Origin of the sequence: Paenibacillus sp. 2KB_22 (assembly GCF_052115745.1) — a bacterium.
Lineage (GTDB): Bacteria > Bacillota > Bacilli > Paenibacillales > Paenibacillaceae > Paenibacillus.
Genome location: NZ_JBFRHG010000001.1, coordinates 1,074,772 through 1,101,156, shown reverse-complemented (window position 1 = coordinate 1,101,156; position 26,385 = coordinate 1,074,772). Strand labels below are relative to the sequence as shown.

Genomic DNA, 26,385 nt, shown 5'->3' with positions numbered 1-26,385 from the left:
TCTAACATTGTATTCACGCAGCGGGGCTATCGCCCCTTGGTTGACAGATGTATAATTATGGAGGAAGCTCAATCAACAAACGCCCAAGCCTAAGATAAGAGTTATCTAAGGCTTGGGCGTTTAGTGAATACCAGAACGTTATACGAAACACTTCGAAAGCAGGAAAAATATGAAAACCAATAGTGCCATGAGAAATTTATTGATTGACTTAACAGATTTAAACCCACCAATAAGCTTAAAGCTATTCTAGACCTGTTCGATTTGGATAAATGGTTTCTTCATAGCGTCAATTAATCATTATCATATTGAAAACCTAAAGACAGGACTAAAACTTATTGCACATTGGGAAAAGCATTTAAAATTGAAATACCCTGAACGAGAATTCATTTTGATTTTAAGTTCTACAATCACAGGCGAAGATGTGGTAATTCGATTCTACCAACTTAGAAATGACGAGCCTGAATGGATTAATTTGGAGGATCTTGAAGACTACAAAGAAGAAGCTATCTTAGTCATTGAGGTTTTGAATGCTATTCAATGGCTTCGTATAACATTATATTCACGATGCGGACATTCGTCCTTGGCCCGGCATACGCCGGACACTCGACATGCGTCGATTCGTTAATATAGGAACGTTGTATGAAAGGGGCGCTAGCTAATATTAAGGGGGATCAAGGATGTTTAACTTTTTTGGTAAGAAATCGAAAGAAACAAAGATCTCACTAGAAAACCAAATAGAGGTTCTCAAAGATATTGGTATATCTTTCACAACTGATGATGATGGTGTTGTTAAAGAGTTGTTGTATCATTTTGATCGAGAAACTTACGAAGACGATCCCTATTCTCTCTTACTTTCGATGATGGGTTCAGATCTTATTGATGAAAATGACAATGAAGTTAGATTGTCGAAGGATGTTTGGAGCTTTGATACCGAATGCGTTGAGAACGAAGAGATTTATTCGAAAATCATTAATGAACTCGTAAGTTTAACTGGTGGTAAATTGCAAATACAACAGGTAAACAGCCATGTAGATTTTGATAATGAAGATGCTAAAGTATCGTTTATTTTAGATGATCAGAAATATGAATGGGAAATACATTTTGAAGATGATTGGATTGACTTTAATTTGCTGATGAAGATAGGGGAACTAGCTATCAGAAATGACAAGGAAAATTACTTTATTCATTTTAATGATGGTCAGAATCTTACAATACTATATACAAGTAAAGTCAAACACAAATTAATTATTGATTTAATAAAAGATCGATTTTCTAAGTTAGCGTAGTCGAGGAAGGCGTCCTTATCATATAACAAGGTGTTTACGCATTGGCGGACAAGCCGCATTGGCGGACAAGCCGCCTCGATCGCCAGGAGATAAGTTAGGGAAGTGGATTCAGGCTACACATCCTACCACCCAACCGCGGTCGTGGCCAGTTGATCGAACTAGTCGTTCGACGAGCAGTTTAGGGTGCTAGGACCTCGTGAACACGGAAACGTTATACGACAGGATTAAATATAATAGAAAAGAGGATCATATGATCCTCTAAATACTAGAGTTTTGCAATTCACTTTCACTAAAGAGGTGTAGAGCATCTTTGAAACCTTGTATGTAGATACTCCTTTCTAAGATGGATTGAAGAGAAATTTGAGCGTCTTCGTAAAGGAAAACCGTATGTTGAAGTTGATCGGGTAAAGCATCACGAAGTGTTTTAAAGTATTGTTCTGACTCAGAAGAAAATTGAGTGTATTCCGCATGACACTCCAAAAGCTCAGTATAGAGTAATTCCAGACGTATTCTTATAAGTGGTGCTGCTAGCGATTCTAATGTACTAACCATATCTTATTCCTCCTTCGATTAACTCTATAGAGTTATTATATAACCTCATAAAGTTAATTGCGAGGTGGTAATTTGACTTTATAGAGTTAAAAATTCGCTTTTCATTGATGATTCCTAATATGGAAGATAAGATAGAACTATGGAGGGGAAAAGATGAACATAATCAAGTGCAATATACGAGAACTCATGGCAAAACATCGAATAGATGATATAACCGAATTGATGGTGAGATCGGGCTTAAGTCGGAACTCAATCAACAAGTTATATAGGGAAACGAATATAGAAACAACAAAGCTGGAAACCTTATTCAAACTATGCGATACATTTAACTGCAAATTATCTGATTTAATTGAATATGTACCTGAAGAAGAAAAATAGTGAAAGTATATTCGTGAAGTGATTCCGTCGTATAACATAATATTCAAGCAACGGCTCCTTTGGAGCCTTGATCTGCTGATGGATTTCGGAGAGGCATTTCAGCAGACAATCCCTCTGGGGTTCGTGAATACAATAACGTTATACGCAACCCCTTAAGAATGTTAGACCATACAACGAATTAATAACAAATCATAAATATAGGTGAAAGAATACATTTACAACGTAGCAGTTGAAAACCAGGATGAACGGAATATTAGAAGGTGTAACATATAACAATAAATTACCACATCGTTAGTTATGCTCCCCGGTCATCAATTGGAATTCCAGAGAAGCGGATTCATAATAAAGTGCAAACCAAAGAATATTTTGATTATGCGAAAGAGAGGATCAAATGAATTATCATTTTGGTTTTTCATGGAAGGGTCTGATCATCTTTTTATTGCCAATGATGCCAAATATATTTTATTTTTTAATTCCTGCGTCAGATATATCAGGAAACAATGCAAATAGCCATTTGATTTTAGATGTTTTGGAGCACGGAAGTCAGGCGATATTTTTCTTTCTTCTGATATTTGTTGTAAAAAAACAAGCATCTGAAATGCGATGTCCGTATATAATTGGTATGGCAATAATGTTGATTATTTATTATGGGCTATGGATATTGTATTTTACAGGCAACGCAAACTCGATTATTTTTTTGGGGATGGCCGTTCTCCCGGTAATATATTTTATATTAGCTGAGATTTGGCTTCAAAATTATTTGGCTATTATACCAACAGTACTTTTTGGTATTGTGCATGTCATTAATACATATTTGTCTATTGCGAATTAAAGGGAGGACAACAATCCTCTTAAATTTTGATTGTGCGTTCAGCATGTATTCTACATCAAGGATTAAGTCCCGAATGTTGAGGTTAGAAGTCAGCCATAGCTTAAGGCAGGGGTGTCCAACATGAGCAGGAATCTGAATGAAGCCATCGGCAAATCTCCGGTCCGAGGAACACGAGCCTCTTATAAAGCTAGCGTTAATTGGATGAAGTTACTACACAATCCAAATTTAATACTGCTGAAGGCGTACGAGAGTAAATGAGGGGATCTTTCCTATGCGGAAACGGATTTGATAGGAGCAAAAGATAGAACCAAAAGATAAAACACGTAAAGACATATTAAATACATAAAACACACAAGACATATAAGGATGTGGGATCGAAGTAAAAGGGGCAGCGTATAACAATGCTTTTTTGCTTCGTCAACCGGCTAAGTGGCAAGGCCACACGAACCTCCGGTCCTTAAGCCGTTTGGACGTCAGAAATGCGCAATGTTATAAGAAATCGACGGAAGACCTGGAAAACCATATTACATATGAAAGAGGGAATTGGACATGCATATAGAATTTGATGAATATCTTATCACGGATGACAAAAAATTATTGGATATTGAAACCATCAGTAGCTTCTTGTCAAGAAGCTACTGGGCGAATAGAAGATCAAAAGAGAAAATTAGAAAATCATTTGAAAACTCAGAATGTATTGGTGTTTATAAGGGTGAAAAACAGATAGGGATAGCTAGATTGGTTACAGATTACACGACCGTTTACTGGTTATGCGATGTTTTCATTGATGAGGAATACAGAGGGAAGGGGATAGGCAAGAGATTAATTGAAAGCATTACAACAGCCGAAGAATATAGGAATCTATTTGGTATTCTTGGAACAAGGGATGCACAAGGGTTGTATGAAGGTTATGAATTTGAAAAGGACAACGGCAAATTTATGGGGCGAACGCCTGACTTTCTAAGAAATTAATATAGATATTAAAACCAAGGTGTAGATAACTCAAAGGCCATGGACATCTTATAACATTACATTTTCGCAGTGGGACATTCGTCCCTTGGTTCGCCGGATGCAGCTGGGAAATGGATGAAATCAGGCGAACCCTGCAAGGCTAAATAGCGAAGCGACCCGGCGCATTCGCGCATTAGCTTTTTAGGGTTCGTAAATGGGAGAACGTTATATGCAATCCCAGAGAATTAAGTTCCAATTGAGGATGAATGTATTAGGAGGGAAGGATGATGAATAGTGATATGGCATCGTGGCAAGAACTGAAAATAGATTATGAGATTAATCAAATATCTCCCAATATATCAACTAGACTAGAAGATATTGAACGTATCCCTACGGGGCTTGGAATAAAAATACTCACGATCCTTATTGAATGGGCTTGCCAGCCACAAAATACCCACCCAATTGAAATAGCGAGGAAAAAGATTAAAACAATTCCTTCTGATTGGCTAATAGAACATCTCCCTAATGTAGCTAAAACAGCAATTTGTCTTGACGATGAATGGGAGTATCGTAGATTGTTAGAGCTACTTTCAGAGGCAATTCCAAAATTGCTAGATTGGGGAATTGAATTGGGGATTAATTCTAAAAATAAAGAAATTAAAGAGGCAGCAAATGACTATAAAGAAAAATAACAGTTTTGTAGAGTGCAATGAAAATGAGAATGTAGATGTGGATTGAAGAAGTCGGTACAGCATATAACATCATATCCAAGCATCGGACCTGACGGTCCTCTGTTCGCCCGAGGGATTTCAGAGAATTGGGGTTCAGGCGAACAACACTGCGGACCTAACCGCATCGCGGTCGGCAGCTGAAGTTACCTTAAGGTTCTCGGGCTCGTGAATACAGAACGTTATAAGAAATTGGCGCAAGATATTAAGAACAGGGGTGATTACTATTAAGTTCATACTGATATTTGGCCCACAGGCTGTCGGGAAGATGACGGTTGGTCATGAATTAACGAAAATAACGGAATTGAAATTGTTTCACAATCACATGTCGATCGAGCTGTTTCATCCCTTTTTTGGTTTTGGTACTGAAACCTGGAGGTTATCAAGTATCGTAAGAAGAGAGCTTTTTGAATCTTTCGCAAGCAGCAACCAGTATGGACTTATTTTCACTTACGTTTGGGGGTTTGATCTTCAGGAGGACTGGGAATTCGTCAAGCAAACATGTAACATGTTTGAATCGAAAGGAGCAGAAATTTATTTTGTTGAATTAGAGTCAAATATAGAAGAAAGATTAAAACGAAATAAAACGGCGTTTAGACTTGATCAAAAACCAACAAAAAGAAATATTGAACATTCTGAAATGGACTTAATCAAAACGATTGAAAAACATAGACTCTATTCAAAAGAGGGAGAAATTACTAGAGAGAACTATCTGAGAATCAATAATACAAATTTAAGTGCAGATGAAGTTGCAAGATTAATTAAAGATGGATTTAATTTATAGTACGTGTGAGTAAGTCAAGAAGGCGCCAACATCTATATGACAATATATTCAAGCATCGGCTACGTCTTGGTCCAATGATGGGGATTGGTAGAGTAGTGATTCATATGAGAACTTGCTACGCAAGTTCTTGAACACAAAACGTTAGGTGAAAGCTCGATGATCGTTTCCTTAAGAAACGTTATTATTCCCGAAAGTGGTGATTTGGTGAATGAATTAACAATCGAGATAAATGATTATTTAGAGAATAAATACCAGAGAGAAGAATTTAGCGGTGCTGTTCTGGTTTCCAAGAACAACAGAATATTATTTAATGCTGGAGTTGGGATAGCAAATAGAGAACATCAAATTAAGTGTACAACCGAAACTAGATTTCGTATTGGTTCGATAACCAAACAATTTACTTCAATGGCCATTATGATTCTTTTTGAGAGAGGTTTACTTAGCGAGAGTGATAGACTAGCCAAGTTCTTTCCTCATTGTCCCTACAGTGAAAGTGTAACTATCCATCATCTTTTAACTCATACATCAGGAATCCCTAATATTACTCAACTCCAAGATTTCAAAAAAATAATGAAGGAATATACTCCGTTACTTATAAGTACAGAGTTAATAATGAAACTCCCGTTAGATTTTCAGCCTGGCACTCAATTTAAATATTCGAATTCTGGTTATTTACTGTTGGCTTACTTAATTGAAATGGTAACAGGGCAGTCCTATGAAGAATTTTTGAAAGAGAATATATTCCGCCCTTTATCTATGAATTGTTCAGGACCGGATAAATATAAGGAGATTATATTACAAAGAGCGTCCGGGTATGAGTTCGATCATAAAAATGGCATTGTTAATTCTGATTTTATTGATATGTCCATTGCATCAGGTGGGGGAGATCTCTTATCGACCACAGAAGATTTGTACAAATGGGAACTTGCACTATCTTTAAACCAATTAGTTTCAAATAAAGGAATGCAGCGTCTGTTTACTGATTATGGATTTGGTTATGGGTACGGTTGGTTTGTTAAAGAAGAACTATTTAATAATAAAGCTAGTAAGAGTGTTTACCACGGAGGTGGAATTGTAGGCTTTAAAAATAGAATAACCAGGTATCTGGATGAACAAGTATGTATTATTGTTTTGAATAACCTCTCGACCACAAATGTAGACGAAGTTACTAATAACATCGCTAATTTAATATTTCAGTAAATTTAAGAACGTGTGGGTATCTCAAATCGGAATCGCCTAACAATATTTTCACGCATCGGTCATACGCCCTCGGTTCGGCAGGGGGATTTCAGGAAAGTGGGATCAGCCGGACAACCCTGCACTGGCTAAGTCTGACGATCCGGGCTGACGCCCTTAAGCCAGTAAGGCTTCGTGAATACAAAGACGTTATACGACAATTTGGGAAAGTTGGTGAAGAACCATTTATCAGATATTTCAAAAGGAGTTTCAAAATGCGATATTTGAAGATGACGTTTATCTTCGTCCAGTCATCACAAAAGAGACGGGTGAAGACTTAATTGTTGAGTTCCATGTTTTTCTATATTTTACCGATTTGATCATTCAAAAATGGGAAGTTGAATTTAAACAAGTTAGAGATTATAAAATTACTTTAGATTTTATTGAAGATATAGAACTCGAGACTAATCATCCATTATTACTCGAATATCTTGAACCGACGAATGAATTATATTTCAAAGGGGTATCAAATGAAGTTTTTAAAGTCATTGGAGAACTATTAATTGAACATCAAAAAGTGACAGACAAATGGATTGAATTTCAACATTTTATGAATGGATCACTTGATTGGCTCCTAAACCAACAACAGGGACTGCTGGCCAAAGGACCAGAGACAATTATTAAAACATACAAGGAAGTGCTAGAAAGGAATCATCTTAATCCAAACATAATACAACTCGAATCAGATCATGAAGAATTAAAAGTAGCAATATTAGGAAAGTCATTTGTCATATGTAAGGAATTAGGATTCAAGAAAATTTTGTAGTGCAATCGTGGTGGCCCGAATCATCATATAACAACATATTCACGTAGTGTGGTCTTCGACCCAATCCCTACCGTCGTTTAAGGCTCTCGGGTTCATGAATACAAGAACGTTAGACGAAATAGACTGTGAAAGGATATATATATGATAACAATCTCATGTACTAAGAAGCTATTTGATTCTAGCTCTTTTATCGAAGAACAGAACAATGAATTAGAGGATGAACTCTACAAATGGCATGCCAATGTATTTCGAATGGCTAAAAAGAATAACTTAATTATTATGAATAATAAGACAAGGTATTGCTTTATTTTGTTTGGAATAAGGAAGGAGCATTATAAGAACTTTAAAGAGATATTTCTCAATGTACTTATAGAGAATTTAAAAGCGGAAGGAATCTCTGAATCCTTAATTAACAACTACATTAGTAATGCGAACAGTATTAAGTTCATCAAAACGTATGATAGAAGCGTCCTTGGATCAATGACAGATATGGTTAAAATGACTGAATTCATGATTGAAGATTATTTACCAATACAAGAAATGAATATCATCGAATTAAATAAAATAAACAATAACACTCCTTTAGTAAAGCTAAAGAAATTCCCAAACCAATTTATGAGGGAGGCTCTTAGTATCTGAGCCTCAGTATACTCCGTATAACATAATATTCACGCTGCGGGCATACGCCGGACACTCGACATACGTCGGGTCGTGAATACAGGAACGCTATACTCAATACTCTAAAGTCAAGAAGAAACTAAAGAACAATACAAAGAAGAAACATATAACTTAATTGAAGGTGATAATTATGAAAGAATGGGACTACAGTAAGCCTTGGTTTCATGGCTCGCCATTATTTCTAAATGAATTACTAGTCGGAAGCACAATAACCCAAGATCGAGAGATAGCAAGAATCTTTTCGCACAAACCATCTATTGTTGCTTTTGATGAGAATGGCACAAGATTTCATAACGGTAAGTTATGTGGATACATTTACATAATTGATGAGAAAATTATAAGTGAGGATGTATATCCACATCCAGCAACTACCATGAAACCTGGTGAAGAATGGCTTATAAAAAGAGGATTAATAGTACGAAAGATAGATGAGACGAGAGCAAGAGCGGAAGAACAACTTTCAGAGGAAGAGGAGTTAGAATTATTGGAAAAGCTAAAAAACAGATAGCGAATAGCTTGTTCGTAGAAGAGGGTGCTGTGTATAACAACATATTCACGCATCGTTCCATCCGGCTCTCGGTGCAGAAGGGGCAATTCGGGGAAGTGGGGACAGCCGGATAATCCTGCACTAGCTCTAAGGTCCTCTGACTCGGGGCATTTGCCCCTTAAGCCAGTGAGGTTCTTACAGCGACGATATCAATTTAGTTAGCTTTGTATGATGCCGACCCATTTCCTCCAGGTTACTTTGTAACAAATCAGAAAAGGCTCCATTAAAGCACTGAAGCGAAAGGAATATATATAAACATGAACAATTCCCTTCTGAAACTTCGAAAGATATTTATCTTGATAATCGTGATTATAGATATAATTTGGTTATTTTCATGTGTCATCAATTATGATATTACTATATTCAAAAAAAGTAACTTTGTAATTCCTATCGTGCTACACATCATTTTATTTTTTTGGTTAGGGTATAGAAGCAAAGGAAGAAAGCTAATTTTGTTTGTTATTTTGATTGTTTTTTCTTTTCTTCTTTTGATTAAGCATTCATTTGCTCCAGTATTTGATCCATACAGCTACGAACATCTGCATATCCCTGGCCCTGGGCATTATAGAGAAGTTATAGTTGAACACCGAGCTAATCTGCTGGATCAAGGCATTACACAGTATCGTGTCTACCAAACGAAGCTTTGGGGTTTATTCTTAACTGAGTTAACGACTAAGGAAGTTGTGATAGAAGAACCACACGACTTATATCTTTCCCAAGAAGATATTTTTGATTACTCTGCTCCAAAATGGACGAGCGGGACAGTTAGCTTTGATACCTATAAAGGAAAACTTACTCTCAAGCTCAAATGACTGAATATAAAACCTAAAATATTTATCAACTGGATTTACTTCAAGAAGGTGCGCCGGACACTCAGCATACGACGCGTCCTGAATACAGGGACGTTAGCAGAAATTAGGAGAATGCTTAATCCAATATACAGTTTAGATACACTATTATTAAAGGACGGGGATTAAAATGAGTAGATTGTTACTAACCTCTTGTGGTTTTTATACTGAAGATATTAAAAATCAATTTCTGGAGCTTATTGATGGAGAAATTTCTCAATTAAAGGTCTCAATTATTACAACAGCATCCCCTAGAAAAGAAACCAATAGATATGCACAAAGAGCATTACAAGAGTTTAAGGACATTGGATTTCAGCATATCAATTTTGTAGATATAGAATTTGATGATCCGCGAACTCTGTTACATAGAGATATTATATATATCAATGGTGGAAATCCATTTACACTATTGTATTACGCGAAGAAAAGTGGTGCTGATGAAGTTATTAGAACACTGGCTGCACAGAATGTAATTATCGTTGGAGTAAGTGCAGGAACGTTATTACTGGGCCCGAATATTAACATTGTCGATTTCTTTACTCCACAGATGAACACAATGAATTTAACGGATTTTAAGGCATTAGGTGTAACCGATAAGCTTATTTTTCCTCACTATGATCGAGAGGACATATTTAAAGATCGTACTAATAAAACCATTGAAGAGAGAATAGTAGAATTTGAATGCAATGAGAACTGTAAGGTGACAAGGCTTAAAGATGAAGAATATATCTCAATCTTAATAAACCAAGCACATTGAAAGTCGTAAATTCATTAAAAGTAGCTTGAAGAAGTTCTTATTTTAGGAGGAGTCTATATGATATTAGAAAAAGTTATCAATAGAATTGCAATACAAAGTGAATATAAGGATTTGGTTGATAAGTATGTGGATCGTATACTTTACGAATTCAAAGGTAAGATTCATAGCATTTATATGTGTGGCTCGATTCCCAAAGGAACAGCTCAACCTTTTAAGTCAGATGCAGACTTTACTATTGTATGTGCAAATCCCGAAGATATTGATTACGAAAGATTGTCAAATATCAAAGACAGGCTTTTGGAAGAATATCCATTCGTTACTAAGGTGGATACGATTATTTGCTCGATGGATGATGTATTAAGTAGACCGAATGATTGGGGGTTTTGGATTAAGATCATTTGTGTTTGCATACATGGGGAGGACATTGGTGAAAAAGTACCCCCGATCATAATTTCTCCAGAATTCATTGTAGACTTGAATACAGATACCAAGGAGGAAGTAGATCGTGTACATCGTTCACTTTCTAATGTTAGTGATCACTCATTGAAAACTAGATATATTAAAGGTTACTCTAAGAGATTAATTCGTGCATTATACTCTTTGATTTTAGAAGATACAGGGATATGGGAAGATGAAATCATTAAGATGAAGGATGCCATAATAAACTATTGCTCGATTGACGGCGCTTTAGTTGAGTATCTGTATGCTTGTTACTTGGATAGCGATGTATCTGTTGAAGAGTTTCTGGAAATTGCAGATGAAGTATATAGCTACTTTGAGAACGCCTTAAATACAATGGCTGCTTCCAGGGCTTCCTCGGGTTAACAACATTTTGACGATATTGGTCACTCTGAGAGGCGATTTCGTCGTATAACATAATATTCAAGCAGCGGCTCCTCACGGAGCCTTGGTCTGCTATATATATATTGAGAGCGCTTTATCAAACCCATTCAACTAATGTTGAACGTTATGATTACAGGAACGGTAGGCGAAATAATTGCTAGTGGAAGGAGAACCGAATGCATATTAGAGGAGTAATACTTGAGGGATACTCAAATGCCGGGAAGACTTCAGTGTTAAAAGCAATTAAACGTTATCAATCACAAGAAGAATCCTTAGAACAAAGTGTAGTTATTCTTGGAGAACATTATTCTCAAATTTTGAATAATAAACATGGAGAATATGTGAGTCTAACGCTAAAAGAACACATTGAGTTACTTAAAGAGCGGGTTGAAATGCTAAAGAAACTAAACGATTGGGCAATTCAACTTGGTCCTGCATCTAGAGGATCTAGGGGACTATTTTATGTGTTGGAGAGATTTCACTTAAATCATAGAGCTGCATTTGCAGATTCGGATGTGGATGAGATAAATAAAATAGAAGAACAGCTTGAGTCTTTAAACGCCAAGTGTATTTTGCTCACAATCTCGCCCGAAGTCGTAGAAGAAAGAATTAAAAGCAGACAACCCGAAGAATGGATCTATAAAACAGAAGAAGAAGTAAGATCGTCGGTAAATGAATTATTAAAAGTCCAAAATGTATTAAGACATCAAGCTCAAATCTCAAGAGTGCCAACACTAGAAATCAATACAGACGGTAAGGATTGGGATGAGTATGTAAAGATAATTATGGAGGGCAACGACATTGCCTAACCAAATGTTCAAACATCGTCGCTAGTGCTCCCCACAAAACGTAAAACTAAACCAGAAGGAGTGATCATTTGATTATTATGATTAATGGGTCATTTGGATCCGGCAAGACATCGACTTCTCAAAAGCTGCAGCCTCTAATACCTAATAGTATGATTTATGATCCTGAAGAAATTGGATATATGTTGAGGAAAATCATAACAGAAGAGATTTACTATGAAGAAGAACGAACTGATGATTTTCAGGACATAGCACTATGGAGAATACTTGTAGTACAGACCGCTCAAGAATTGATGAATAGGTATAAGAAACATCTTATTGTTCCAATGACCATTTATAAGTCCGAAAATTTCAACTACATATTAAATGGATTTAGAAGTATTGATCGAGATACTTTTCATTTTTGCCTCTTAGCATCTGAAGAGACGATCAAAAAACGAATTGAAAAACGTGGAGACAAATTTGATTTTTGGTATCAGGAGCAAACAAACGCGGCTCTAATTGCATTTAAAGATACTAATTTTCAAGAACATATTGACACAGATAATAAAGAAACAGAAGAAGTTATAAGCATAATTTTAAGAAAGATTCCAAAAATCAATTTGGAAGTAATTCAACAAATGACTGAATTTACATAAACATGCTCATTCATGGGGCTGCCCTCGGTCGGGCAGAAGTTATGGGTGAATTCAAAGAGAAAAATCAAAATCAATATGAGGTGCGTAATGGATCGTAAGATTATTCAAGCCTCTCTAGTTCATGAATACAACAACGTTATCTGAAACCAACGCAAAAAAATCGAAAAGATGGTGAAGTGATGAGTAGTATTTAAATAATCATTGTTGGTAAATTGGAGGAAGGCATTATCTTAAACCTCTCGGGTCCAAAGGAACATTATCGTAAACATTCGTTTTTTGCGGGGGGATCTCAAGGATGCGTATAAAGTCAATAATTATTGAAGAATACAACAATGAATGGCCTGAAATGTTTTTTGATCTGAAATCTATCTTAGAACATAAACTCGGGGATCTAGTACTTAGAATCGAGCACGTTGGTAGTACTGCAGTACCTGGACTAGCGGCAAAACCTATTTTAGATATTGATGTGGTAATTGATTCTATGGCTTTGCTCCCAGATGTAATTCAAGGATTAGAAAGTTTAGGTTACGATCATGAAGGAAATTTGGGCGTTGAGAACAAAGAAGCTTTTGCAAGGAAAGATGCAAATGTTCCCTATAGTATAGTGGAAATACAGAAACCTGAACATCATCTATATGTTTGTAATAAAGAGAGCAAAGAGTTATTAAGACATATTTCCTTCAGAGATGCATTACTAAGCAATCCCGAATTTGTAGTCGAATATGCCAATCTAAAGAAAGAACTTGCTATTAAATATAGAGAAAATCGCCAGTCTTATACGGATGGGAAGACCGAATTTGTAAATAAAGTACTTAATGAATGTGGAAAGAATTTGTAGGTAGTTCATGGGTATAAAAACACTGGATAATAACTTATTGACTATTATTGGCTAATAAACCTTGGTATTCCAGGTGTATTTCAAGGAAGTCTTATCAGGCAGACCTTCGGGGGTTGAATACAGGAACGCTATACGACAATATTGCAGAACAGGTTTAGAGAGTTTAATTAAAGGAGACGGGATGATGAGTATCAAAGCAATATTTCTGGACTTTTATGGAACGCTGGTTCATGAGGATGACGATATCATCCCATTAATCTGTAAGGAAATACAAGAAAATAGTATGGAAGAATGCGAAGTAAGTGATATAGGGAGATACTGGTGGGAGATGTTTTCAAATATGTTTAAAAACAGCTATGGTGCGACATTTAAATCCCAGCGCGAACTCGGGATTCTATCATTATCCGAGACGATTTCTAAATATAGATCAACCTGTGATGTAAATGAGATCATCCAGAAGCAATTCGATCACTGGATTAAGCCTAAAATATTTAGTGATACAATTCCATTTCTTGAAACTCTTCAAGGATATGAAGTCTACATATTATCGAATATTGACACATCCGATGTAAAAGCCGCCATAGCTTATCATGGAATAAAGGTAAATGAAATAATTACAAGTGAAGACGTTAAATCATATAAACCAAGACCAGAATTATTTATTGAAGCCCTAGAAAGACACAATCTGTCTCCTAAAGAGGTGTTACATATCGGGGATTCCTTAATGAGCGATGTTGGTGGAGCAGGCATTTTAGGAATAGCGACAGTCTGGTTAAATCGGTTAAATAAGATTAAAACAGATTTTGCAGAACCCGACTTTATATGCAGAGATCTAAAAGAAGTAAGAGATATAATTAGTGGAATTGAAGAAGGAAGTATCGTTGTATAACACAGCATTTCTACTGCTTGCATATGCCCTGGATCGTTTATAAGAAGTTCAAAGAAATCGGTATAATGCGATACATTCAATGGGCTAAGTCTATCTACCCGTTCCCTTGAGTTTTTTAAGCCGCTTGAACGTCAGGAATGCACAAACATTAGATGAAAACCTGATGAATTATGTAGAGGAGGCGTTTCATTGAAGTATTCTACAGTTGTCTTAGATTTGGATGGTACATTTTTAAATTCTAAAAATCAAGTCTCTAAAAGAAACTTTGAAGCCGTACTTTCCTGTTATCAGAGCGGGATGAGAATAATCTTTGCAACAGCACGCCCTCCTAGAGCTGTAAAGTTTTTTCTTCCTAAAGAGTTGTTGGATATTGGAGCGTTTGTGTATTATAACGGAGCACAAACAATATGTAATAAATCCATGACCGAATTTTATGAATCAATTCCATCTGATTTAACTTCCGAAATCATCGATTATTGCTTACATCATTATTCGCAACTCGATATGACAATGGAAGTAAAAGATGAATGGTTTGGCTTACGCCAATATGACTATACTACCACAATGAATGCAAGGTCTAACCCAATAGTTAAATCATTGAGAGAATTAAAACAATATGAAGCTACAAAGATATTGCTCTCAGGCAAACATCAGATTCCAGGACTTATTTCTAAGTTTGGACAGCAAGTAAATATACTGATTACGGATAAAAATCAACTGATTCAAATAATGCCACTTCAAGCATCGAAAGAGTTAGCAATTACTAGACTTTGCAATATATACAATGAAGAACTGGATTCATTGATTATATTTGGTGATGATCACAATGATGTAGGATTGTTCAAGTCAGCTGCATATTCAATAGCAATGGGGAATGCAGTAGTTGAATTGAAAGATATTGCAGATGAAATAACAGAAACTAATGATAACGATGGAGTAGCAATAATCTTAGAAGGATTGTGCGGGAAAAAGAAACTCTAGGTTTCATCATCTAACACAACATTCACACTACAAGCCATTGGGCACTTGATCTGGCAGAAATATATTGAAGATGAATGATATATATATACATCTATTCCCCTAAGATAAGAGCTATCTAAGTCGGCTTGGTTCGTGAATGCAGGAATGTTAGATGAAATCAGTACAAGAATAAAAAAACATGGTATCTTGTAGTCAATACATTACATCATATTAACAAAGGAGATCTGAAAATGAGAAAACTCGTTTTATTTCTGCACGCTTCACTTGATGGGTTTGTAGAAGGGCCGAACGGTGAAATGGATATTGGCTGGGTTTCCTACGATGCTGATTTGGAGAAACACGCGCAAGAAGTTTTGAGTACTGCCGACACTGTCCTATGGGGACGTGGAACTTATCAGATGATGCATAGTTACTGGCCATCTGTGTCTTCAGACCCATCAGCTTCACCGTATGAACGGAATCATGCTGAATGGATCGAAAAGACAGCCAAAATCGTATTTTCCACAAAGTTGGAGAAAGTCGAATGGGACAATTCCAGACTGGTGAAAGAAGATGTGGAGGAAGAGATTAAGAACCTCAAACAGCAGCCAGGCAAGGATATAGTTATCCTCGGCAGTCCCAGGTTTGCGCACCACGTGATGGGTCTTGATCTAATCGATGAGTACAAACTCACAGTTTCTCCTGTCCTGATCGGTAGCGGGTTGCCATTGTTTCAAGGACTCCAAGAGAAGATCAATCTTAAACTTATTGAAAATAAAACTTTCAAGTCGGGAGCCATTGGTCTCTATTACCAGACGGTTAGATGACTCGCCTTGGAGAGTGGTTTGCACTACCCAATCAGTCAAAGGGGTTAACTAACGGAACGATAGTTAAAAAATGAATGATGATACTGGTATTTCGGGGAAGTCGTATCAGGCAAACAATTCCCTCGGGGTTCATGAATATTCATGAATACAGGAACATTATACGAAACAGTTCGAAAGCAGGGAAATATGAAAACAAACAAGGCGATGAGAAATTTATTGAATGAGCTTGCTCAATCAATTGAATCAATTGAATCTATTAATTCGAATTTATTTAACCCTACTTTTCGTGAATGGGACAATTGCATCATCATTGATGCTTCAAGTTTAAAAGAGATAGATTCTATTGAAGAAACCCTTTATCAAGATCGAACGCATTTAGAAGCTTCAATTAATCATTACCATATAAAGGATTTAAGGACTGGAATAAAACTTATTTCGAATTGGAAAGAGAGTTTAAAGTTAAACTACCCTAAAAATGAATTTATTTTGATTTTAAGTTCTACAATTGAAGGAGAAGATGTCGTCATTAGATTCTATCAATTTAGAGATCATGAACTTGAATGGATTAAACTAAATGATCTTGAAGGGTATAAAGATGAAGCTATTTTAATCATTGAGATTTTGAATGCAGTTCGATGATGCGAAGTGCTTCGTATAACATAATATTCAAACATTGCTTTTTGGGAGCCTGGGGCTGCGGATGGATTTTGAGAAGAGTTTCAGCAAACATCCCCTTCGGGGTTCTTGAATATAGAAACGTTGTCCAATACTCCCAATCAAAACAACAAGCATAGGAGCAATATAATGACAATCATTTTCAAAGAAATAAAAGACATTGATACACAAGCAATACAAGAACTGTTTCACTCGGTGGACTGGAAATCAGGAGATTTCCCAGAAGATCTTAGACAAGCAATAAACAACTCGCATACGGTTATTACTGCATGGGATGATACCAAATTAGTTGGTTTAATTAATGCATTGTCTGACGGCGTGATGACAGTATATTTTCATTACATGTTAGTACACAAAGATTACCAATCATTGGGAATTGGAAAGAGAATGATGGAACAAATGCTTAGTCGATATTCTAATATCAAAACAAAAGTGCTTATATCCTATGATAGTGCAGAAAAGTTCTATGGATTATTTGGATTTAAGCCAGAAAAAGGAACTAAAGCCATGTTTATTTCAGATATGGTATAGCATTTTGTGAGTTTATCAAAGAAGTTGGGATCATCAGATAACAACACTTTTCACTTCTAGGGATTTAGCTATAGCAATTAGAAAAAGAGTGGATATATAAACCAACATAGGAGGAACTAAAATGAAATTTATCGTTTCTGCAAGTGTAATCGTTCTCAATGAACATAATGAGATTTTACTCATGAAAGGTCGAAGAGGCTGGGAAATGCCTCAGGGTTGTGTTGAAGAAGGAGAGACTATTAGGCAGGCAGCAGTTCGAGAAGTGAAAGAGGAAACAGGGATTGACATTGAATTAATTAAATTTTGTGGTTTGTATCAGAACATAACGCGCGGCGTATGCAACAATATATTTACTGGAAAACCGATTGGTGGAGCTTTAACTACAAGTGATGAAAGTGAAGAGGTGGGCTACTTTACTTTAGAAGAAGCTGGGCAAATGATCACATGGGGGAATTTCTATGAAAGAATTCAGAATGCATTAGATGAGCAAAGCCATCCATTTTTGATTGAATTTTCAGAATAAGGTCACTCATTATAGTAGACTCTATCTTATAGACGCTCCTCTCTTGGTTGGTGATACTCCGGACAACACCATTCTACCCAATATTAGGGCGATTTTTATTTGTTGTACCTTCGTGGCTAAGGTTTAAGTGCGCTAGCTTTCTTATTAGGATACAGATATAAGAGTAGTTTAATATAAGGAGCAGCCCGAAAACGAGGTTGCTCCTTTTTTTGCTTTTACACTTCGCAAATGGAACATTGTGGGTTATATTGGATATGATTTGGTTCTATGGTAGGAAAATGGAGGTATTCAACCTTGGATGAAAATATACGCTTTCCAATAGGACACTTTGAGCCAAGTCTTAACTTCTCTAATGAGGACCGAATTGACATCATAGGTCAAATTCCCGGAATTACGAAGACCTTAAAAGAGATTACACAACATCTTAATGATGATCAACTCTGTACTCCTTATCGTGAAGGCGGTTGGACAATCACACAGATTGTGCACCACCTTGCGGACAATGACATGAACGCTTATATCAGGTTCAAGAGAGCATTAACTGAAGAGGAACCGATGGCAAGCTCGTATCGAGAGGATTTATGGGCATCATTACATGATTATAGGGATACGCCCATCGAAAATTCAATTTTGCTGATGGAAATACTGCACAAGCGATTTCTCGTTCTATTGTATGGTTTACATCCAGATCAGTTTAGACGAAAACTCCGAACAGAAGTGTTAGGTACAATTTCATTGGATATCGCGATTCAAAGATTTGTTTGGCACGGGCAGCATCATATTGCTCAAATAAAATCTTGTATATTATCACAGAGGTGGTAGGGTCTTATACTTGTCTCAAGTATGGAGGTAACATATGGGAAATGGAAGGATTTTGGGTATTGTCTACAACGTGATACCAGTCAGAGATCTTGATGTGTCAGCTGCTTGGTTTGTACAACATTTTGGATTTAACATTCGCCACCAACGCGAAGGATATTTGAGTTTATTTAGGGGTGAACGTCCAATTTTGGACTTGATCCAAAGCGATAATGAAACACGAGCGACATTTGAAGTACATCAGAAAAAGAGATGGGTCATTACATTTTTCACCGATGACATTGGTTCTTTACATAACTATTTAACATCAGAGAATGTGAAAGTAGGGGATATTAGTGATGAGGGACACTATGGGAAGTTTTTTGTGTTAGAAGATCTGGACGGCAACATATTTGATGTGTGGGAACACCATGATTGTGAATTGAATTTCTAATGAGGAACTTTGGTCAGCTGCTATCAATCACCGAGGGTTTAGGGGGATACGAATGTTGATTGAAGACGAGAAAATATTTCCTGACTGTTCAGTTGAAATAAGAATAGTAGACGTTGGCGGCTTAACAAAGCCACAGCTTATTCAGAAACTGGACCAAAACTCTATTTTATTGAATAAATATGGAGAACAGTTGTTACATGATGAAAGATTTATAGTCTCCAATACAAAGCAAAGCTTGCAAACGGTTGAGTTGACCGTCAGACAACTTGGGTTTTCGGATGGGGCTACGACTTTTCAACTGTTTCGAAGGGCAAATGATCTAGGGTTGGAATGTTGTCCGGTTGAGTTAGGACCTTATCTAAGACTGCAATATTTGGATCAGCCCGAGATAGTTTCTACCAACATTTCAGAGGAGAGGAAAGCTCCGTCCGGCTCCATCACCATAGCATCTGAAGCCCTTACGGAGGATATTGATTTTCCAAAAGGTTTTTATCTCAGACGAATAAACGACAAGTTATGGTTACGAGGATATCTTGCGGACCATCTACATATTTGGAGTCCTCATGATCGCTTTATCTTCTGCAGGGCTTAGCTTCTATTGTATGAAGATCGAAAGGTATTTTGAAAGAAAAGGAGTGAAAGACCAATGGATATCAAAAACAAAAGCGGAGATGTGCTTGGAAAAATTCAAATTGAATCCTTACGCAACGATAGTGCGATTGACCGGATCGTCATTGACTTAAAGCCTGGTGAGGGGAAGGCGATTTATACCGCAGATGCTACGGAGAACCAATTCACGCAACAGACCAATTATGCAGCCATTCCATGGGAGGAGGGTTTGGAACAATTGGAGAAACTTTATTCTCCATGGCAGCCGAAATTTCCGATTAATTCTGATATCGATGCCATTCATGTATTTTATGGATTTGATAATCTAACTCCGCAAGAAATCGAAGAAATGGTTGAAGAAAGTAACAGGACAGGCAGAAATGTAGTGATACGAGATTTGAAGCCAAATAAGAGGGTTGTGGGCATCAGCATCACGTATCAAGAATACGGTGGTTATAAACTTAATATTTTTGGAACAACAAAGAGCCGAATCACGTTGCCTGATCATGATGGTACTACGGTTAAGCAAGTAGCCATACGTGGCGTCCAAGCATTTTTTATTGTCAATAACGAAACTTCCCAATTGATATGGATCGAAGAGGATGTGCATGGGAAGGCACTTCAATACGAGATCAATGGCAGAAATATGTCAGAAGATCTTGTGATGAAGATTGCGAAATCAATGGACGGATAAATTTTATCTTAATCTGAGTGAGGTGCAACGATGAGTTACAAAGCTATTCTCATAGACCAATTGAACGCCTGTTATCATGACAAGAGCTGGTTTATTCCGCTTCATGATATTTTGACAGACCTCAATGCGGCCGAGGCCGCTTATGTAAAGAATGAGGAGCAGCACTCCATTTGGGCGATCGTCAATCATCTTATTTTCTGGAATGAGAGGTGGCTTGAGAGATATATTGCCGAACAGGTAGACGGGCAGCATTCAGTGAATAATGAGGATACATTTGACATAGATCCGTCTAAGCTGAACGATGTGGAGTGGCACAAGACATTACATAGACTGAAAACCGTTTTTAGTGATTGGAACTAGGCACTCGAAGATAGCGAAGAACATAAATTGACTCGTGCAATCCCCTCCTATTTCAACGCGCCATGGTGGGGAGTTGTATCCAATCTATGTATACATAATGCCTATCATATTGGCCAGATCATGTTGCTTAAAAAATCAATGAAACACACGTAGTACACGCTGTATTACATTTATAAAATTATACTTAAGCAAAGGAAGATGACTATCATGGAAAAAGGCAAAATTATATTTTTGAACGGGGTAACCAGCTCTGGTAAAACTTCAATTGTAGAGGCGATGCAATCATACGATGATCCGTTTTTCTATGTTGTCGCTAATGATCTTTTTGAAAATACGATCGGTGATAAACATCTTCAGACGGATTACTGGAAGTATCTGAGTGAAGCGATTGTAATGATGTATCATACGGCAAAAGTATTTTCAGACCATGGAAAGCATGTTCTGATCGATGGAATACTTGTGGAAAGACCGGAGCTCGCGCCGCATTATGAACAAGTCAAACAGATTTTTGAAGACTATCCACTGGATATTGTGGAGTTATATTGCCCCCTCGACATCTGCCGTCAGCGTAACATTGAGCGTGGGGATCGCAGAGAAGAGCAATCGGATGAGCAGCATCAGATCATGGCCAAAAACATTAACTACAGGTACTCCATTGATACAAGTATGAACACACCGGAAGAATGTGCAGAGAGGATTATTGCGGCGCTGTTCAAGCCCCATCAAGAACCATTGAAAAATATGTAAAGATGATACAACAAAGCTGTAGTGGCATCGATACGGGTGAAATGAGGAATCACAAATGGAATTACAAACAAGAAAAAGTATAGTTAATGATTTAAAGTCAATGGGGATAAGGGAGGGCATGACGATAATTGTTCATTCTTCTTTCAAAGCAATAGGTAAGGTTATAGGCGGACCAGTGAGTGTTATTTTAGCTCTGGAAGAAGCCGTTGGAATCAATGGAACCATTGTCATGCCCACTCAAACAGAACATCTTTGTGAACCTTCGGAGCATGACGCGAACCTGTCTTCAGAGGAGATTGAGTTCATCAAAGATAATATGCCCACTTATTATCCTGATCTAACACCAACCTCGTATATGGGTATTATTCCTGAGGTGTTTCGGAAGCAAGATGGTGTGTTACGAAGCTCACATCCGCACATGTCTTTTGCTGCCCGGGGGAATGAGGCAAAACAGATAACGGAAAATCATAGCTTGCATTATGCATTAAATGAGGAATCACCGTTAGGAAAAATCTATAATTTGAGTGGACATATTCTGTTCCTTGGTGCACCTACAAATAGTAACACTTCTTTGCACCTGGCCGAGTATAAACAGCAGAATACATTTGTTAAGCCAAAAGTCTGGGGAGTAAAAATGCTGTTGGATGGAATTGAACAATGGACTACATACGATGATATTAACAATGAATCGGATGATTTTGAATTGATTTTTAATGAGTTTAAGATCCAGACTAACGCCGTTACCGAAGGAATGGTAGGGAAAGCTGTAAGTTATTTGATACCCCAAAGAGAGATGGTTGATTATGCTTTGGGATGGATGAATCGGAACCGAAGAGAACATATAGGGCAGTGAATCATCTCAAAAAGAAAGAAGGGGGAAATGTAATCATGACCAAAGAGATTGAAGATTTGCTTCAAACTTTTGAAGAATGGGCGTTGTTTGCCAAGACGATGAATCATCTTGAAGAGAAGAGCTGGAATTCCAGCTTGGAAGAAGGGAAATGGACGATAAAATCACTAGTAAGTCATATCATGTTATGGGACCGATATTTTTACAAGGAAGCGATTGAGAAGATTGCGCTGAAGCAGGAAGTTACGTTGAAACATATCAATTTTGAAGAGTTTAATCGAAAAGCTATTGAGTACGGGAACCGAACAGAGACGTCCGAAATCGTAAATAAGGCTATCACGTACCGCCATAAAATTATGAATGAAATTCGAGGGTTATCGGAAGAACAGCTTCATCAGACGTATTTGAACGCCAAGGGGAACGTATTCTATATTCCCCAATACCTTAAAGATTTTATATGGCATGACCAGCATCATATGCAACCGTTGAAGAAATATCTTTCCAACCTTGAAGCGTAAAGGATTGCAGGCAGGGGGCGGAACGTAATACAGCATGTTGCTTGCTTTGAATATAATATGTATCCCAAACTAGGGAGGGATTGTAGTGAGTACTCATACAATTGAATTAACTCAGGCAAATCTGATCGGTTCATTTACCAATGAGGTAACTCCCATATTGAGCGTGAAATCTGGTGACTCCATTCGTTTTCAGACGCTGGATGCGGGTTGGGGAACGGGTGTGAGTTATTCGGAACGCATGAAACCTTTTGATCGACAAGGTGAAAAAGATGGAGGTCATGCATTAATCGGTCCGATCTATATCGAAGAGGCGAAGCAAGGACAGACGTTGGAGATTGTTTTCAATGAGATCGTACCCGGGAGTTACGGGTTTACTTCCGCTGGTGGATATCCGAACTGGCAGAACCAGAAGTTACATCTAACAGAGGTTGAAGAACTGTCGCTGAACTGGACACTTGATCGCCAAACGATGAGTGGAACCTGTGAAATACACGGAATAACTTTCACTGTATCTCTCTCTCCGTTCATGGGAGTCGTGGGCATGCCACCAGAGTCAAAAGGAATTCATACGACTTGGCCGCCTCGCTATTGTGGAGGCAACATCGACTGCAAGGAACTGGTGCAGGTAAGTAAATTATACTTACCTATCCCTGTAGACGGAGGTTATCTCGCGATTGGTGATGGTCATGCACGCCAGGGAGATGGTGAAGTCAGCTGTCAGGCGATTGAATGTCCAATGGAACTTGTGGATATCACCATCAACGTAATTGATGATATGATTCTGACAAATCCTCGTGCACATACGCCATCCGGATGGATTACCTTCGGTTTTCATGAAGATCTGAATGAGGCTACGGTTCAAGCATTAGACGGGATGCTTAATCTGATGGGTGAGTTGTACGGACTAGATCGAGTGGAAGCGATTGCACTTGGAAGCGCGGTAATTGATCTGCGTATCACCCAAATTGTGAATGGCGTTAAGGGTGTGCATGCTGTCCTTCCACATGATGCTTTTAAGTAACTTGAGCCCTGTTATACATTGTATTAGATGAACTTGGGGGTCGATAAAATGAAAGGCAGACCACAGATCGTTTTAGATATCGCAGGGGTTTTGTTAAGTAATATGTCGTTGACGTGCTGGAAAGATATGAGTGTGGAAACCAACCTATCGGCAGAATCTTTGAAAGTACATTTTGCAGGAATCAAACGAAAGCTCTGGACAGGAATGATGAGGGAAGAAGAGTTCTGGCAATCGTTGAAGGAAATGTATCCCGAATTATCAATAAGCCGAGCGAAGGACATCTTAACCAATTCAATTGTTCCCTTACCAGCCGCTCAATACCTTGAGCGATGGAGTGAGTCCGCCGATATCCATCTACTCAGCAATCATTGCAAGGAATGGATTGAGCCGAATCTGGGCCGTTTAAGCTCATTTACCAAAAGTGTAACCATCTCTAACCAAGTGGGTTTATGTAAACCTGAGATTGAGATATACCAACGGGTCGAAACCTTCCTGGTAGCTGGAGAAGAGGTTCTATTTATAGATGATCAAGAGAAAAATTTACATTCGGCTAAGCTACTTGGTTGGAAGACTTTACTGGCTGACGAAGCAGGAGATTGGGTTAATGAAGTTGAGCACCGACTACAGTAATCCGGGCGATACAGCGCAATGTATGAGTAATGGGATTACAGTGGATTCAGGCAGAAGTTTATTCAATATGGGAAATTTAGTCCATGTAAATGGGAGAATATAATCGCGGTTGAAATGGGGGCTACTGAAATGGAAAATAAGGAAACGTTTAATCTCGTAACACATGAATATGAACGATATAGACCCGTATATCCGAGTGAAATGTTTGATGATATTATTACATATCTGAATCTTAATAAAGAGGATTCCATTCTTGAGGTTGGCTGCGGAACGGGGCAGGCCACAGGCGGATTGGTGAGCAAGGATTATACAAACATCACCTGTATTGAATTAGGCAGTAACTTGGCACAGTTCACCGCAGACAAATTCAAGTCATATCCATCGATTCAAGTAATCAATACTTCCTTTGAGGACTGGAATAACGAAGGAAAGCGACTTCAATTGATTGTGTCAGGAACGGCCTTTCACTTCATTGATCCGGAAGTTGGTTACCACCGGGCTTGGGAATTGCTAGAGAATAGAGGCGGCATTGGACTTTTCTGGACAATTCATGTACCAGTCTATGACCAGCTGCACAATGAAATTCGTTCCCACTACATAGCTTTAGCCCCTCATCTGGATGATTCGCACTATCCTTCGCCGGATGAAGTCATTCAGGAACGCAAAGAAATGACTGAACGATCCGGCTTGTTCGCGGATATTATGGTTAAGGAGTATAACTGGATACAGTCCTGTTCCAGCGAAGAGTATGTCGCGCTGATAAATACCAATTCCAAACATCAGCAGCTTTCTGATGATGTTCGGCATTCACTTCTGGAGCGAGTCAAAGGTTCCATTGATGCTGCAGGTGGAACGATAGAGAAACAACATAAGGTTGCTCTTTTTCTAGGGAAGAAAAAGGTCTAAGGATATACGTTTTTATCATTCCATTGCAGAACAGGAGGAATAAAATATGAGTGATCTACGTTCAACATATAATATTGAAACGACGGTGTTAAGTTTTCAAGAGGAGTTGGCGCGGTTAAAGATGCAGGCATTAATGGGGTGGCCCAAAGAATTTCGAAATCTAGAGTGGTATGGTTTGAAAAATGGAATGCGTGTATTGGAGGTCGGAAGCGGACCAGGGTACATTACAGAGCAGCTATTGAATAGTCTGCCGGACAGCGAGCTTACCTCGCTTGAGATTGATCGTTCACTGCAAGCACAAGCCAAAGAACGGCTGAAAGATATTCCTTCCAAGCGATTACAATTTGTAGAGTCGTCCATCTACCAGATGGATCTGCCTGATGATTCTTTTGATTTTGTCGTGGCAAGACTTATCTTTCTTCATTTGAACAATCCTGACGAAGCTGCAAAAGAGATATATCGTGTACTGAAGCCTGGCGGTCGTCTTGCTATTATTGATGTGGATGACGGCGTTTTTGGAGCAGTGAATCCTGATGTTCCTGCTTTGCATACGGTATTAATGAAGATTTCGGACTATGTAGCACAACACGGCGGTAATCGCTTAATTGGCAGAAGTTTGCCGCGTCTCCTTTCTGAGAGCGGATACATCGATGTTGACATTGATTCTGTCCTTCAACATAGTGATCTTTTAGGCAAAGAAGGGTTTAAGCAGCAGTTTAATCTTAATCGCTTTGTACATTTTGCTGAAAAAGGTGTGATCAGTTCAGAGGAATTTGCTCAGCTGCAACACGCTTCTGAATCGATAAATCATTCCCCGGAAGCCTATGCCATGATGAATTTCATTACAGCTTGCGGCACGAAGCCTCTGTAAGAGCTGTGTACGTTTGAAATAAGGTTTACTTGCTCGGTGCTTTGGCACTGTCTA

Annotated in this window: 35 protein-coding genes; 34 read left to right on the top strand and 1 reads right to left on the bottom strand. The window is 37.9% G+C overall.

The features are described 5' to 3' along the window. Nucleotides 1-677 precede the first annotated feature (677 nt). Complete coding sequence (locus AB4111_RS04600; protein WP_442030664.1) at nucleotides 678-1,286, top strand: hypothetical protein; 609 nt, start codon at nucleotides 678-680, stop codon at nucleotides 1,284-1,286. 258 nt (nucleotides 1,287-1,544) lie between these two features. On the opposite strand, the gene AB4111_RS04595 is transcribed toward AB4111_RS04600, so the two are convergent. Further along, complete coding sequence (locus AB4111_RS04595; RefSeq protein ID WP_442030663.1) at nucleotides 1,545-1,838, bottom strand: hypothetical protein; 294 nt, start codon at nucleotides 1,836-1,838, stop codon at nucleotides 1,545-1,547. Between the two features lie 153 nt (nucleotides 1,839-1,991). Here AB4111_RS04595 and AB4111_RS04590 point away from each other — a divergent pair, with 153 nt between their 5' ends. From AB4111_RS04590 to AB4111_RS04430, 33 genes are all read left to right on the top strand, one after another. Continuing rightward, nucleotides 1,992-2,216 (top strand): helix-turn-helix domain-containing protein, encoded by a 225-nt coding sequence (locus AB4111_RS04590; RefSeq protein ID WP_442030662.1) that lies wholly within the window; start codon nucleotides 1,992-1,994, stop codon nucleotides 2,214-2,216. Nucleotides 2,217-2,607: 391 nt separating this feature from the next. Further along, the gene (locus tag AB4111_RS04585; protein WP_442030661.1) at nucleotides 2,608-3,048 is read left to right on the top strand and encodes a hypothetical protein; all 441 of its coding nucleotides are present in this window, start codon (nucleotides 2,608-2,610) and stop codon (nucleotides 3,046-3,048) included. Between the two features lie 549 nt (nucleotides 3,049-3,597). After that, on the top strand, nucleotides 3,598-4,020 hold the full coding sequence (locus tag AB4111_RS04580; protein ID WP_442030660.1) for a GNAT family N-acetyltransferase: 423 nt from the start codon (nucleotides 3,598-3,600) through the stop codon (nucleotides 4,018-4,020). 263 nt (nucleotides 4,021-4,283) lie between these two features. Further along, nucleotides 4,284-4,691, top strand: coding sequence for a hypothetical protein (locus AB4111_RS04575; protein WP_442030659.1), 408 nt, complete (start codon nucleotides 4,284-4,286; stop codon nucleotides 4,689-4,691). Between the two features lie 262 nt (nucleotides 4,692-4,953). Then, entirely contained in the window at nucleotides 4,954-5,511 is a 558-nt protein-coding gene (locus AB4111_RS04570; RefSeq protein ID WP_442031578.1) for a shikimate kinase, read from the top strand. Nucleotides 5,512-5,667: 156 nt separating this feature from the next. Further along, a complete protein-coding gene (locus AB4111_RS04565; RefSeq protein WP_442030658.1) occupies nucleotides 5,668-6,711 on the top strand; it encodes a serine hydrolase domain-containing protein in 1,044 nt (347 codons plus the stop codon). A 352-nt stretch (nucleotides 6,712-7,063) separates the two neighbouring features. Beyond that, nucleotides 7,064-7,513 (top strand): hypothetical protein, encoded by a 450-nt coding sequence (locus AB4111_RS04560; protein ID WP_442030657.1) that lies wholly within the window; start codon nucleotides 7,064-7,066, stop codon nucleotides 7,511-7,513. Nucleotides 7,514-7,654: 141 nt separating this feature from the next. After that, a complete protein-coding gene (locus tag AB4111_RS04555; RefSeq protein ID WP_315936244.1) occupies nucleotides 7,655-8,152 on the top strand; it encodes a DUF6933 domain-containing protein in 498 nt (165 codons plus the stop codon). Nucleotides 8,153-8,321: 169 nt separating this feature from the next. Further along, nucleotides 8,322-8,699 carry a hypothetical protein gene (locus AB4111_RS04550; RefSeq protein WP_442030656.1) on the top strand — a complete coding sequence of 126 codons (378 nt, stop codon included), beginning with the start codon at nucleotides 8,322-8,324 and terminating at the stop codon, nucleotides 8,697-8,699. Between the two features lie 491 nt (nucleotides 8,700-9,190). Further along, the gene (locus AB4111_RS04545) at nucleotides 9,191-9,550 is read left to right on the top strand and encodes a hypothetical protein (RefSeq protein ID WP_442030655.1); all 360 of its coding nucleotides are present in this window, start codon (nucleotides 9,191-9,193) and stop codon (nucleotides 9,548-9,550) included. A 166-nt stretch (nucleotides 9,551-9,716) separates the two neighbouring features. After that, nucleotides 9,717-10,343 carry a Type 1 glutamine amidotransferase-like domain-containing protein gene (locus AB4111_RS04540; protein ID WP_442030654.1) on the top strand — a complete coding sequence of 209 codons (627 nt, stop codon included), beginning with the start codon at nucleotides 9,717-9,719 and terminating at the stop codon, nucleotides 10,341-10,343. A 57-nt stretch (nucleotides 10,344-10,400) separates the two neighbouring features. Continuing rightward, nucleotides 10,401-11,168, top strand: a complete 768-nt coding sequence (locus AB4111_RS04535) for a nucleotidyltransferase domain-containing protein (RefSeq protein WP_442030653.1) — start codon at nucleotides 10,401-10,403, stop codon at nucleotides 11,166-11,168. A gap of 194 nt (nucleotides 11,169-11,362) precedes the next feature. After that, entirely contained in the window at nucleotides 11,363-11,995 is a 633-nt protein-coding gene (locus tag AB4111_RS04530) for a hypothetical protein (RefSeq protein ID WP_442030652.1), read from the top strand. Between the two features lie 77 nt (nucleotides 11,996-12,072). Beyond that, nucleotides 12,073-12,630 carry an AAA family ATPase gene (locus AB4111_RS04525; protein ID WP_442031577.1) on the top strand — a complete coding sequence of 186 codons (558 nt, stop codon included), beginning with the start codon at nucleotides 12,073-12,075 and terminating at the stop codon, nucleotides 12,628-12,630. A gap of 295 nt (nucleotides 12,631-12,925) precedes the next feature. Further along, nucleotides 12,926-13,468, top strand: a complete 543-nt coding sequence (locus AB4111_RS04520; RefSeq protein WP_442030651.1) for a GrpB family protein — start codon at nucleotides 12,926-12,928, stop codon at nucleotides 13,466-13,468. Between the two features lie 181 nt (nucleotides 13,469-13,649). Continuing rightward, nucleotides 13,650-14,357, top strand: coding sequence for an HAD family hydrolase (locus tag AB4111_RS04515; RefSeq protein ID WP_442030650.1), 708 nt, complete (start codon nucleotides 13,650-13,652; stop codon nucleotides 14,355-14,357). 189 nt (nucleotides 14,358-14,546) lie between these two features. Continuing rightward, nucleotides 14,547-15,338, top strand: coding sequence for an HAD family hydrolase (locus AB4111_RS04510; RefSeq protein ID WP_442030649.1), 792 nt, complete (start codon nucleotides 14,547-14,549; stop codon nucleotides 15,336-15,338). A 230-nt stretch (nucleotides 15,339-15,568) separates the two neighbouring features. Continuing rightward, nucleotides 15,569-16,144 (top strand): dihydrofolate reductase family protein, encoded by a 576-nt coding sequence (locus tag AB4111_RS04505; RefSeq protein WP_442030648.1) that lies wholly within the window; start codon nucleotides 15,569-15,571, stop codon nucleotides 16,142-16,144. Between the two features lie 141 nt (nucleotides 16,145-16,285). Then, nucleotides 16,286-16,783 (top strand): hypothetical protein, encoded by a 498-nt coding sequence (locus tag AB4111_RS04500; RefSeq protein WP_442030647.1) that lies wholly within the window; start codon nucleotides 16,286-16,288, stop codon nucleotides 16,781-16,783. A 165-nt stretch (nucleotides 16,784-16,948) separates the two neighbouring features. Then, entirely contained in the window at nucleotides 16,949-17,350 is a 402-nt protein-coding gene (locus AB4111_RS04495; protein WP_442030646.1) for a GNAT family N-acetyltransferase, read from the top strand. A 121-nt stretch (nucleotides 17,351-17,471) separates the two neighbouring features. Continuing rightward, nucleotides 17,472-17,873: an NUDIX hydrolase gene (locus AB4111_RS04490; RefSeq protein ID WP_442030645.1), complete on the top strand. Its 402-nt coding sequence runs from the start codon at nucleotides 17,472-17,474 to the stop codon at nucleotides 17,871-17,873. A 294-nt stretch (nucleotides 17,874-18,167) separates the two neighbouring features. After that, nucleotides 18,168-18,695 carry a YfiT family bacillithiol transferase gene (locus tag AB4111_RS04485; RefSeq protein ID WP_442030644.1) on the top strand — a complete coding sequence of 176 codons (528 nt, stop codon included), beginning with the start codon at nucleotides 18,168-18,170 and terminating at the stop codon, nucleotides 18,693-18,695. A gap of 34 nt (nucleotides 18,696-18,729) precedes the next feature. Next, nucleotides 18,730-19,125, top strand: coding sequence for a VOC family protein (locus AB4111_RS04480; protein ID WP_442030643.1), 396 nt, complete (start codon nucleotides 18,730-18,732; stop codon nucleotides 19,123-19,125). Nucleotides 19,126-19,177: 52 nt separating this feature from the next. Next, nucleotides 19,178-19,717, top strand: a complete 540-nt coding sequence (locus AB4111_RS04475; protein WP_442030642.1) for a helicase — start codon at nucleotides 19,178-19,180, stop codon at nucleotides 19,715-19,717. A 54-nt stretch (nucleotides 19,718-19,771) separates the two neighbouring features. After that, nucleotides 19,772-20,428 (top strand): DUF4367 domain-containing protein, encoded by a 657-nt coding sequence (locus AB4111_RS04470; RefSeq protein WP_442030641.1) that lies wholly within the window; start codon nucleotides 19,772-19,774, stop codon nucleotides 20,426-20,428. A 30-nt stretch (nucleotides 20,429-20,458) separates the two neighbouring features. Beyond that, nucleotides 20,459-20,788 carry a hypothetical protein gene (locus AB4111_RS04465; protein ID WP_442030640.1) on the top strand — a complete coding sequence of 110 codons (330 nt, stop codon included), beginning with the start codon at nucleotides 20,459-20,461 and terminating at the stop codon, nucleotides 20,786-20,788. A 207-nt stretch (nucleotides 20,789-20,995) separates the two neighbouring features. After that, on the top strand, nucleotides 20,996-21,535 hold the full coding sequence (locus AB4111_RS04460; protein WP_442030639.1) for a phosphotransferase-like protein: 540 nt from the start codon (nucleotides 20,996-20,998) through the stop codon (nucleotides 21,533-21,535). A gap of 55 nt (nucleotides 21,536-21,590) precedes the next feature. Then, nucleotides 21,591-22,388 carry an aminoglycoside N(3)-acetyltransferase gene (locus AB4111_RS04455; RefSeq protein ID WP_442030638.1) on the top strand — a complete coding sequence of 266 codons (798 nt, stop codon included), beginning with the start codon at nucleotides 21,591-21,593 and terminating at the stop codon, nucleotides 22,386-22,388. Between the two features lie 35 nt (nucleotides 22,389-22,423). After that, the gene (locus AB4111_RS04450) at nucleotides 22,424-22,903 is read left to right on the top strand and encodes a DinB family protein (RefSeq protein WP_442030637.1); all 480 of its coding nucleotides are present in this window, start codon (nucleotides 22,424-22,426) and stop codon (nucleotides 22,901-22,903) included. Between the two features lie 85 nt (nucleotides 22,904-22,988). Beyond that, nucleotides 22,989-23,924 (top strand): acetamidase/formamidase family protein, encoded by a 936-nt coding sequence (locus tag AB4111_RS04445; protein WP_442030636.1) that lies wholly within the window; start codon nucleotides 22,989-22,991, stop codon nucleotides 23,922-23,924. A gap of 48 nt (nucleotides 23,925-23,972) precedes the next feature. Then, nucleotides 23,973-24,554: an HAD-IA family hydrolase gene (locus AB4111_RS04440; protein WP_442030635.1), complete on the top strand. Its 582-nt coding sequence runs from the start codon at nucleotides 23,973-23,975 to the stop codon at nucleotides 24,552-24,554. 129 nt (nucleotides 24,555-24,683) lie between these two features. Then, complete coding sequence (locus AB4111_RS04435; RefSeq protein WP_442030634.1) at nucleotides 24,684-25,460, top strand: class I SAM-dependent methyltransferase; 777 nt, start codon at nucleotides 24,684-24,686, stop codon at nucleotides 25,458-25,460. Between the two features lie 46 nt (nucleotides 25,461-25,506). Then, entirely contained in the window at nucleotides 25,507-26,331 is an 825-nt protein-coding gene (locus AB4111_RS04430; RefSeq protein WP_442030633.1) for a methyltransferase domain-containing protein, read from the top strand. Nucleotides 26,332-26,385: the final 54 nt, after the last annotated feature.

What these genes read in the sequence shown, in the direction of transcription:
- AB4111_RS04600 (WP_442030664.1), top strand. Translation starts at nt 678, where the DNA reads ATGTTTAACTTTTTTGGTAAGAAATCGAAAGAAACAAAGATCTCACTA.
- AB4111_RS04595 (WP_442030663.1), bottom strand. Translation starts at nt 1,838, where the DNA reads ATGGTTAGTACATTAGAATCGCTAGCAGCACCACTTATAAGAATACGT.
- AB4111_RS04590 (WP_442030662.1), top strand. Translation starts at nt 1,992, where the DNA reads ATGAACATAATCAAGTGCAATATACGAGAACTCATGGCAAAACATCGA.
- AB4111_RS04585 (WP_442030661.1), top strand. Translation starts at nt 2,608, where the DNA reads ATGAATTATCATTTTGGTTTTTCATGGAAGGGTCTGATCATCTTTTTA.
- AB4111_RS04580 (WP_442030660.1), top strand. Translation starts at nt 3,598, where the DNA reads ATGCATATAGAATTTGATGAATATCTTATCACGGATGACAAAAAATTA.
- AB4111_RS04575 (WP_442030659.1), top strand. Translation starts at nt 4,284, where the DNA reads ATGATGAATAGTGATATGGCATCGTGGCAAGAACTGAAAATAGATTAT.
- AB4111_RS04565 (WP_442030658.1), top strand. Translation starts at nt 5,668, where the DNA reads ATGATCGTTTCCTTAAGAAACGTTATTATTCCCGAAAGTGGTGATTTG.
- AB4111_RS04555 (WP_315936244.1), top strand. Translation starts at nt 7,655, where the DNA reads ATGATAACAATCTCATGTACTAAGAAGCTATTTGATTCTAGCTCTTTT.
- AB4111_RS04550 (WP_442030656.1), top strand. Translation starts at nt 8,322, where the DNA reads ATGAAAGAATGGGACTACAGTAAGCCTTGGTTTCATGGCTCGCCATTA.
- AB4111_RS04540 (WP_442030654.1), top strand. Translation starts at nt 9,717, where the DNA reads ATGAGTAGATTGTTACTAACCTCTTGTGGTTTTTATACTGAAGATATT.
- AB4111_RS04535 (WP_442030653.1), top strand. Translation starts at nt 10,401, where the DNA reads ATGATATTAGAAAAAGTTATCAATAGAATTGCAATACAAAGTGAATAT.
- AB4111_RS04530 (WP_442030652.1), top strand. Translation starts at nt 11,363, where the DNA reads ATGCATATTAGAGGAGTAATACTTGAGGGATACTCAAATGCCGGGAAG.
- AB4111_RS04525 (WP_442031577.1), top strand. Translation starts at nt 12,073, where the DNA reads ATGATTAATGGGTCATTTGGATCCGGCAAGACATCGACTTCTCAAAAG.
- AB4111_RS04520 (WP_442030651.1), top strand. Translation starts at nt 12,926, where the DNA reads ATGCGTATAAAGTCAATAATTATTGAAGAATACAACAATGAATGGCCT.
- AB4111_RS04515 (WP_442030650.1), top strand. Translation starts at nt 13,650, where the DNA reads ATGATGAGTATCAAAGCAATATTTCTGGACTTTTATGGAACGCTGGTT.
- AB4111_RS04505 (WP_442030648.1), top strand. Translation starts at nt 15,569, where the DNA reads ATGAGAAAACTCGTTTTATTTCTGCACGCTTCACTTGATGGGTTTGTA.
- AB4111_RS04500 (WP_442030647.1), top strand. Translation starts at nt 16,286, where the DNA reads ATGAATACAGGAACATTATACGAAACAGTTCGAAAGCAGGGAAATATG.
- AB4111_RS04495 (WP_442030646.1), top strand. Translation starts at nt 16,949, where the DNA reads ATGACAATCATTTTCAAAGAAATAAAAGACATTGATACACAAGCAATA.
- AB4111_RS04490 (WP_442030645.1), top strand. Translation starts at nt 17,472, where the DNA reads ATGAAATTTATCGTTTCTGCAAGTGTAATCGTTCTCAATGAACATAAT.
- AB4111_RS04480 (WP_442030643.1), top strand. Translation starts at nt 18,730, where the DNA reads ATGGGAAATGGAAGGATTTTGGGTATTGTCTACAACGTGATACCAGTC.
- AB4111_RS04475 (WP_442030642.1), top strand. Translation starts at nt 19,178, where the DNA reads ATGTTGATTGAAGACGAGAAAATATTTCCTGACTGTTCAGTTGAAATA.
- AB4111_RS04470 (WP_442030641.1), top strand. Translation starts at nt 19,772, where the DNA reads ATGGATATCAAAAACAAAAGCGGAGATGTGCTTGGAAAAATTCAAATT.
- AB4111_RS04465 (WP_442030640.1), top strand. Translation starts at nt 20,459, where the DNA reads ATGAGTTACAAAGCTATTCTCATAGACCAATTGAACGCCTGTTATCAT.
- AB4111_RS04460 (WP_442030639.1), top strand. Translation starts at nt 20,996, where the DNA reads ATGGAAAAAGGCAAAATTATATTTTTGAACGGGGTAACCAGCTCTGGT.
- AB4111_RS04455 (WP_442030638.1), top strand. Translation starts at nt 21,591, where the DNA reads ATGGAATTACAAACAAGAAAAAGTATAGTTAATGATTTAAAGTCAATG.
- AB4111_RS04450 (WP_442030637.1), top strand. Translation starts at nt 22,424, where the DNA reads ATGACCAAAGAGATTGAAGATTTGCTTCAAACTTTTGAAGAATGGGCG.
- AB4111_RS04440 (WP_442030635.1), top strand. Translation starts at nt 23,973, where the DNA reads ATGAAAGGCAGACCACAGATCGTTTTAGATATCGCAGGGGTTTTGTTA.
- AB4111_RS04435 (WP_442030634.1), top strand. Translation starts at nt 24,684, where the DNA reads ATGGAAAATAAGGAAACGTTTAATCTCGTAACACATGAATATGAACGA.
- AB4111_RS04430 (WP_442030633.1), top strand. Translation starts at nt 25,507, where the DNA reads ATGAGTGATCTACGTTCAACATATAATATTGAAACGACGGTGTTAAGT.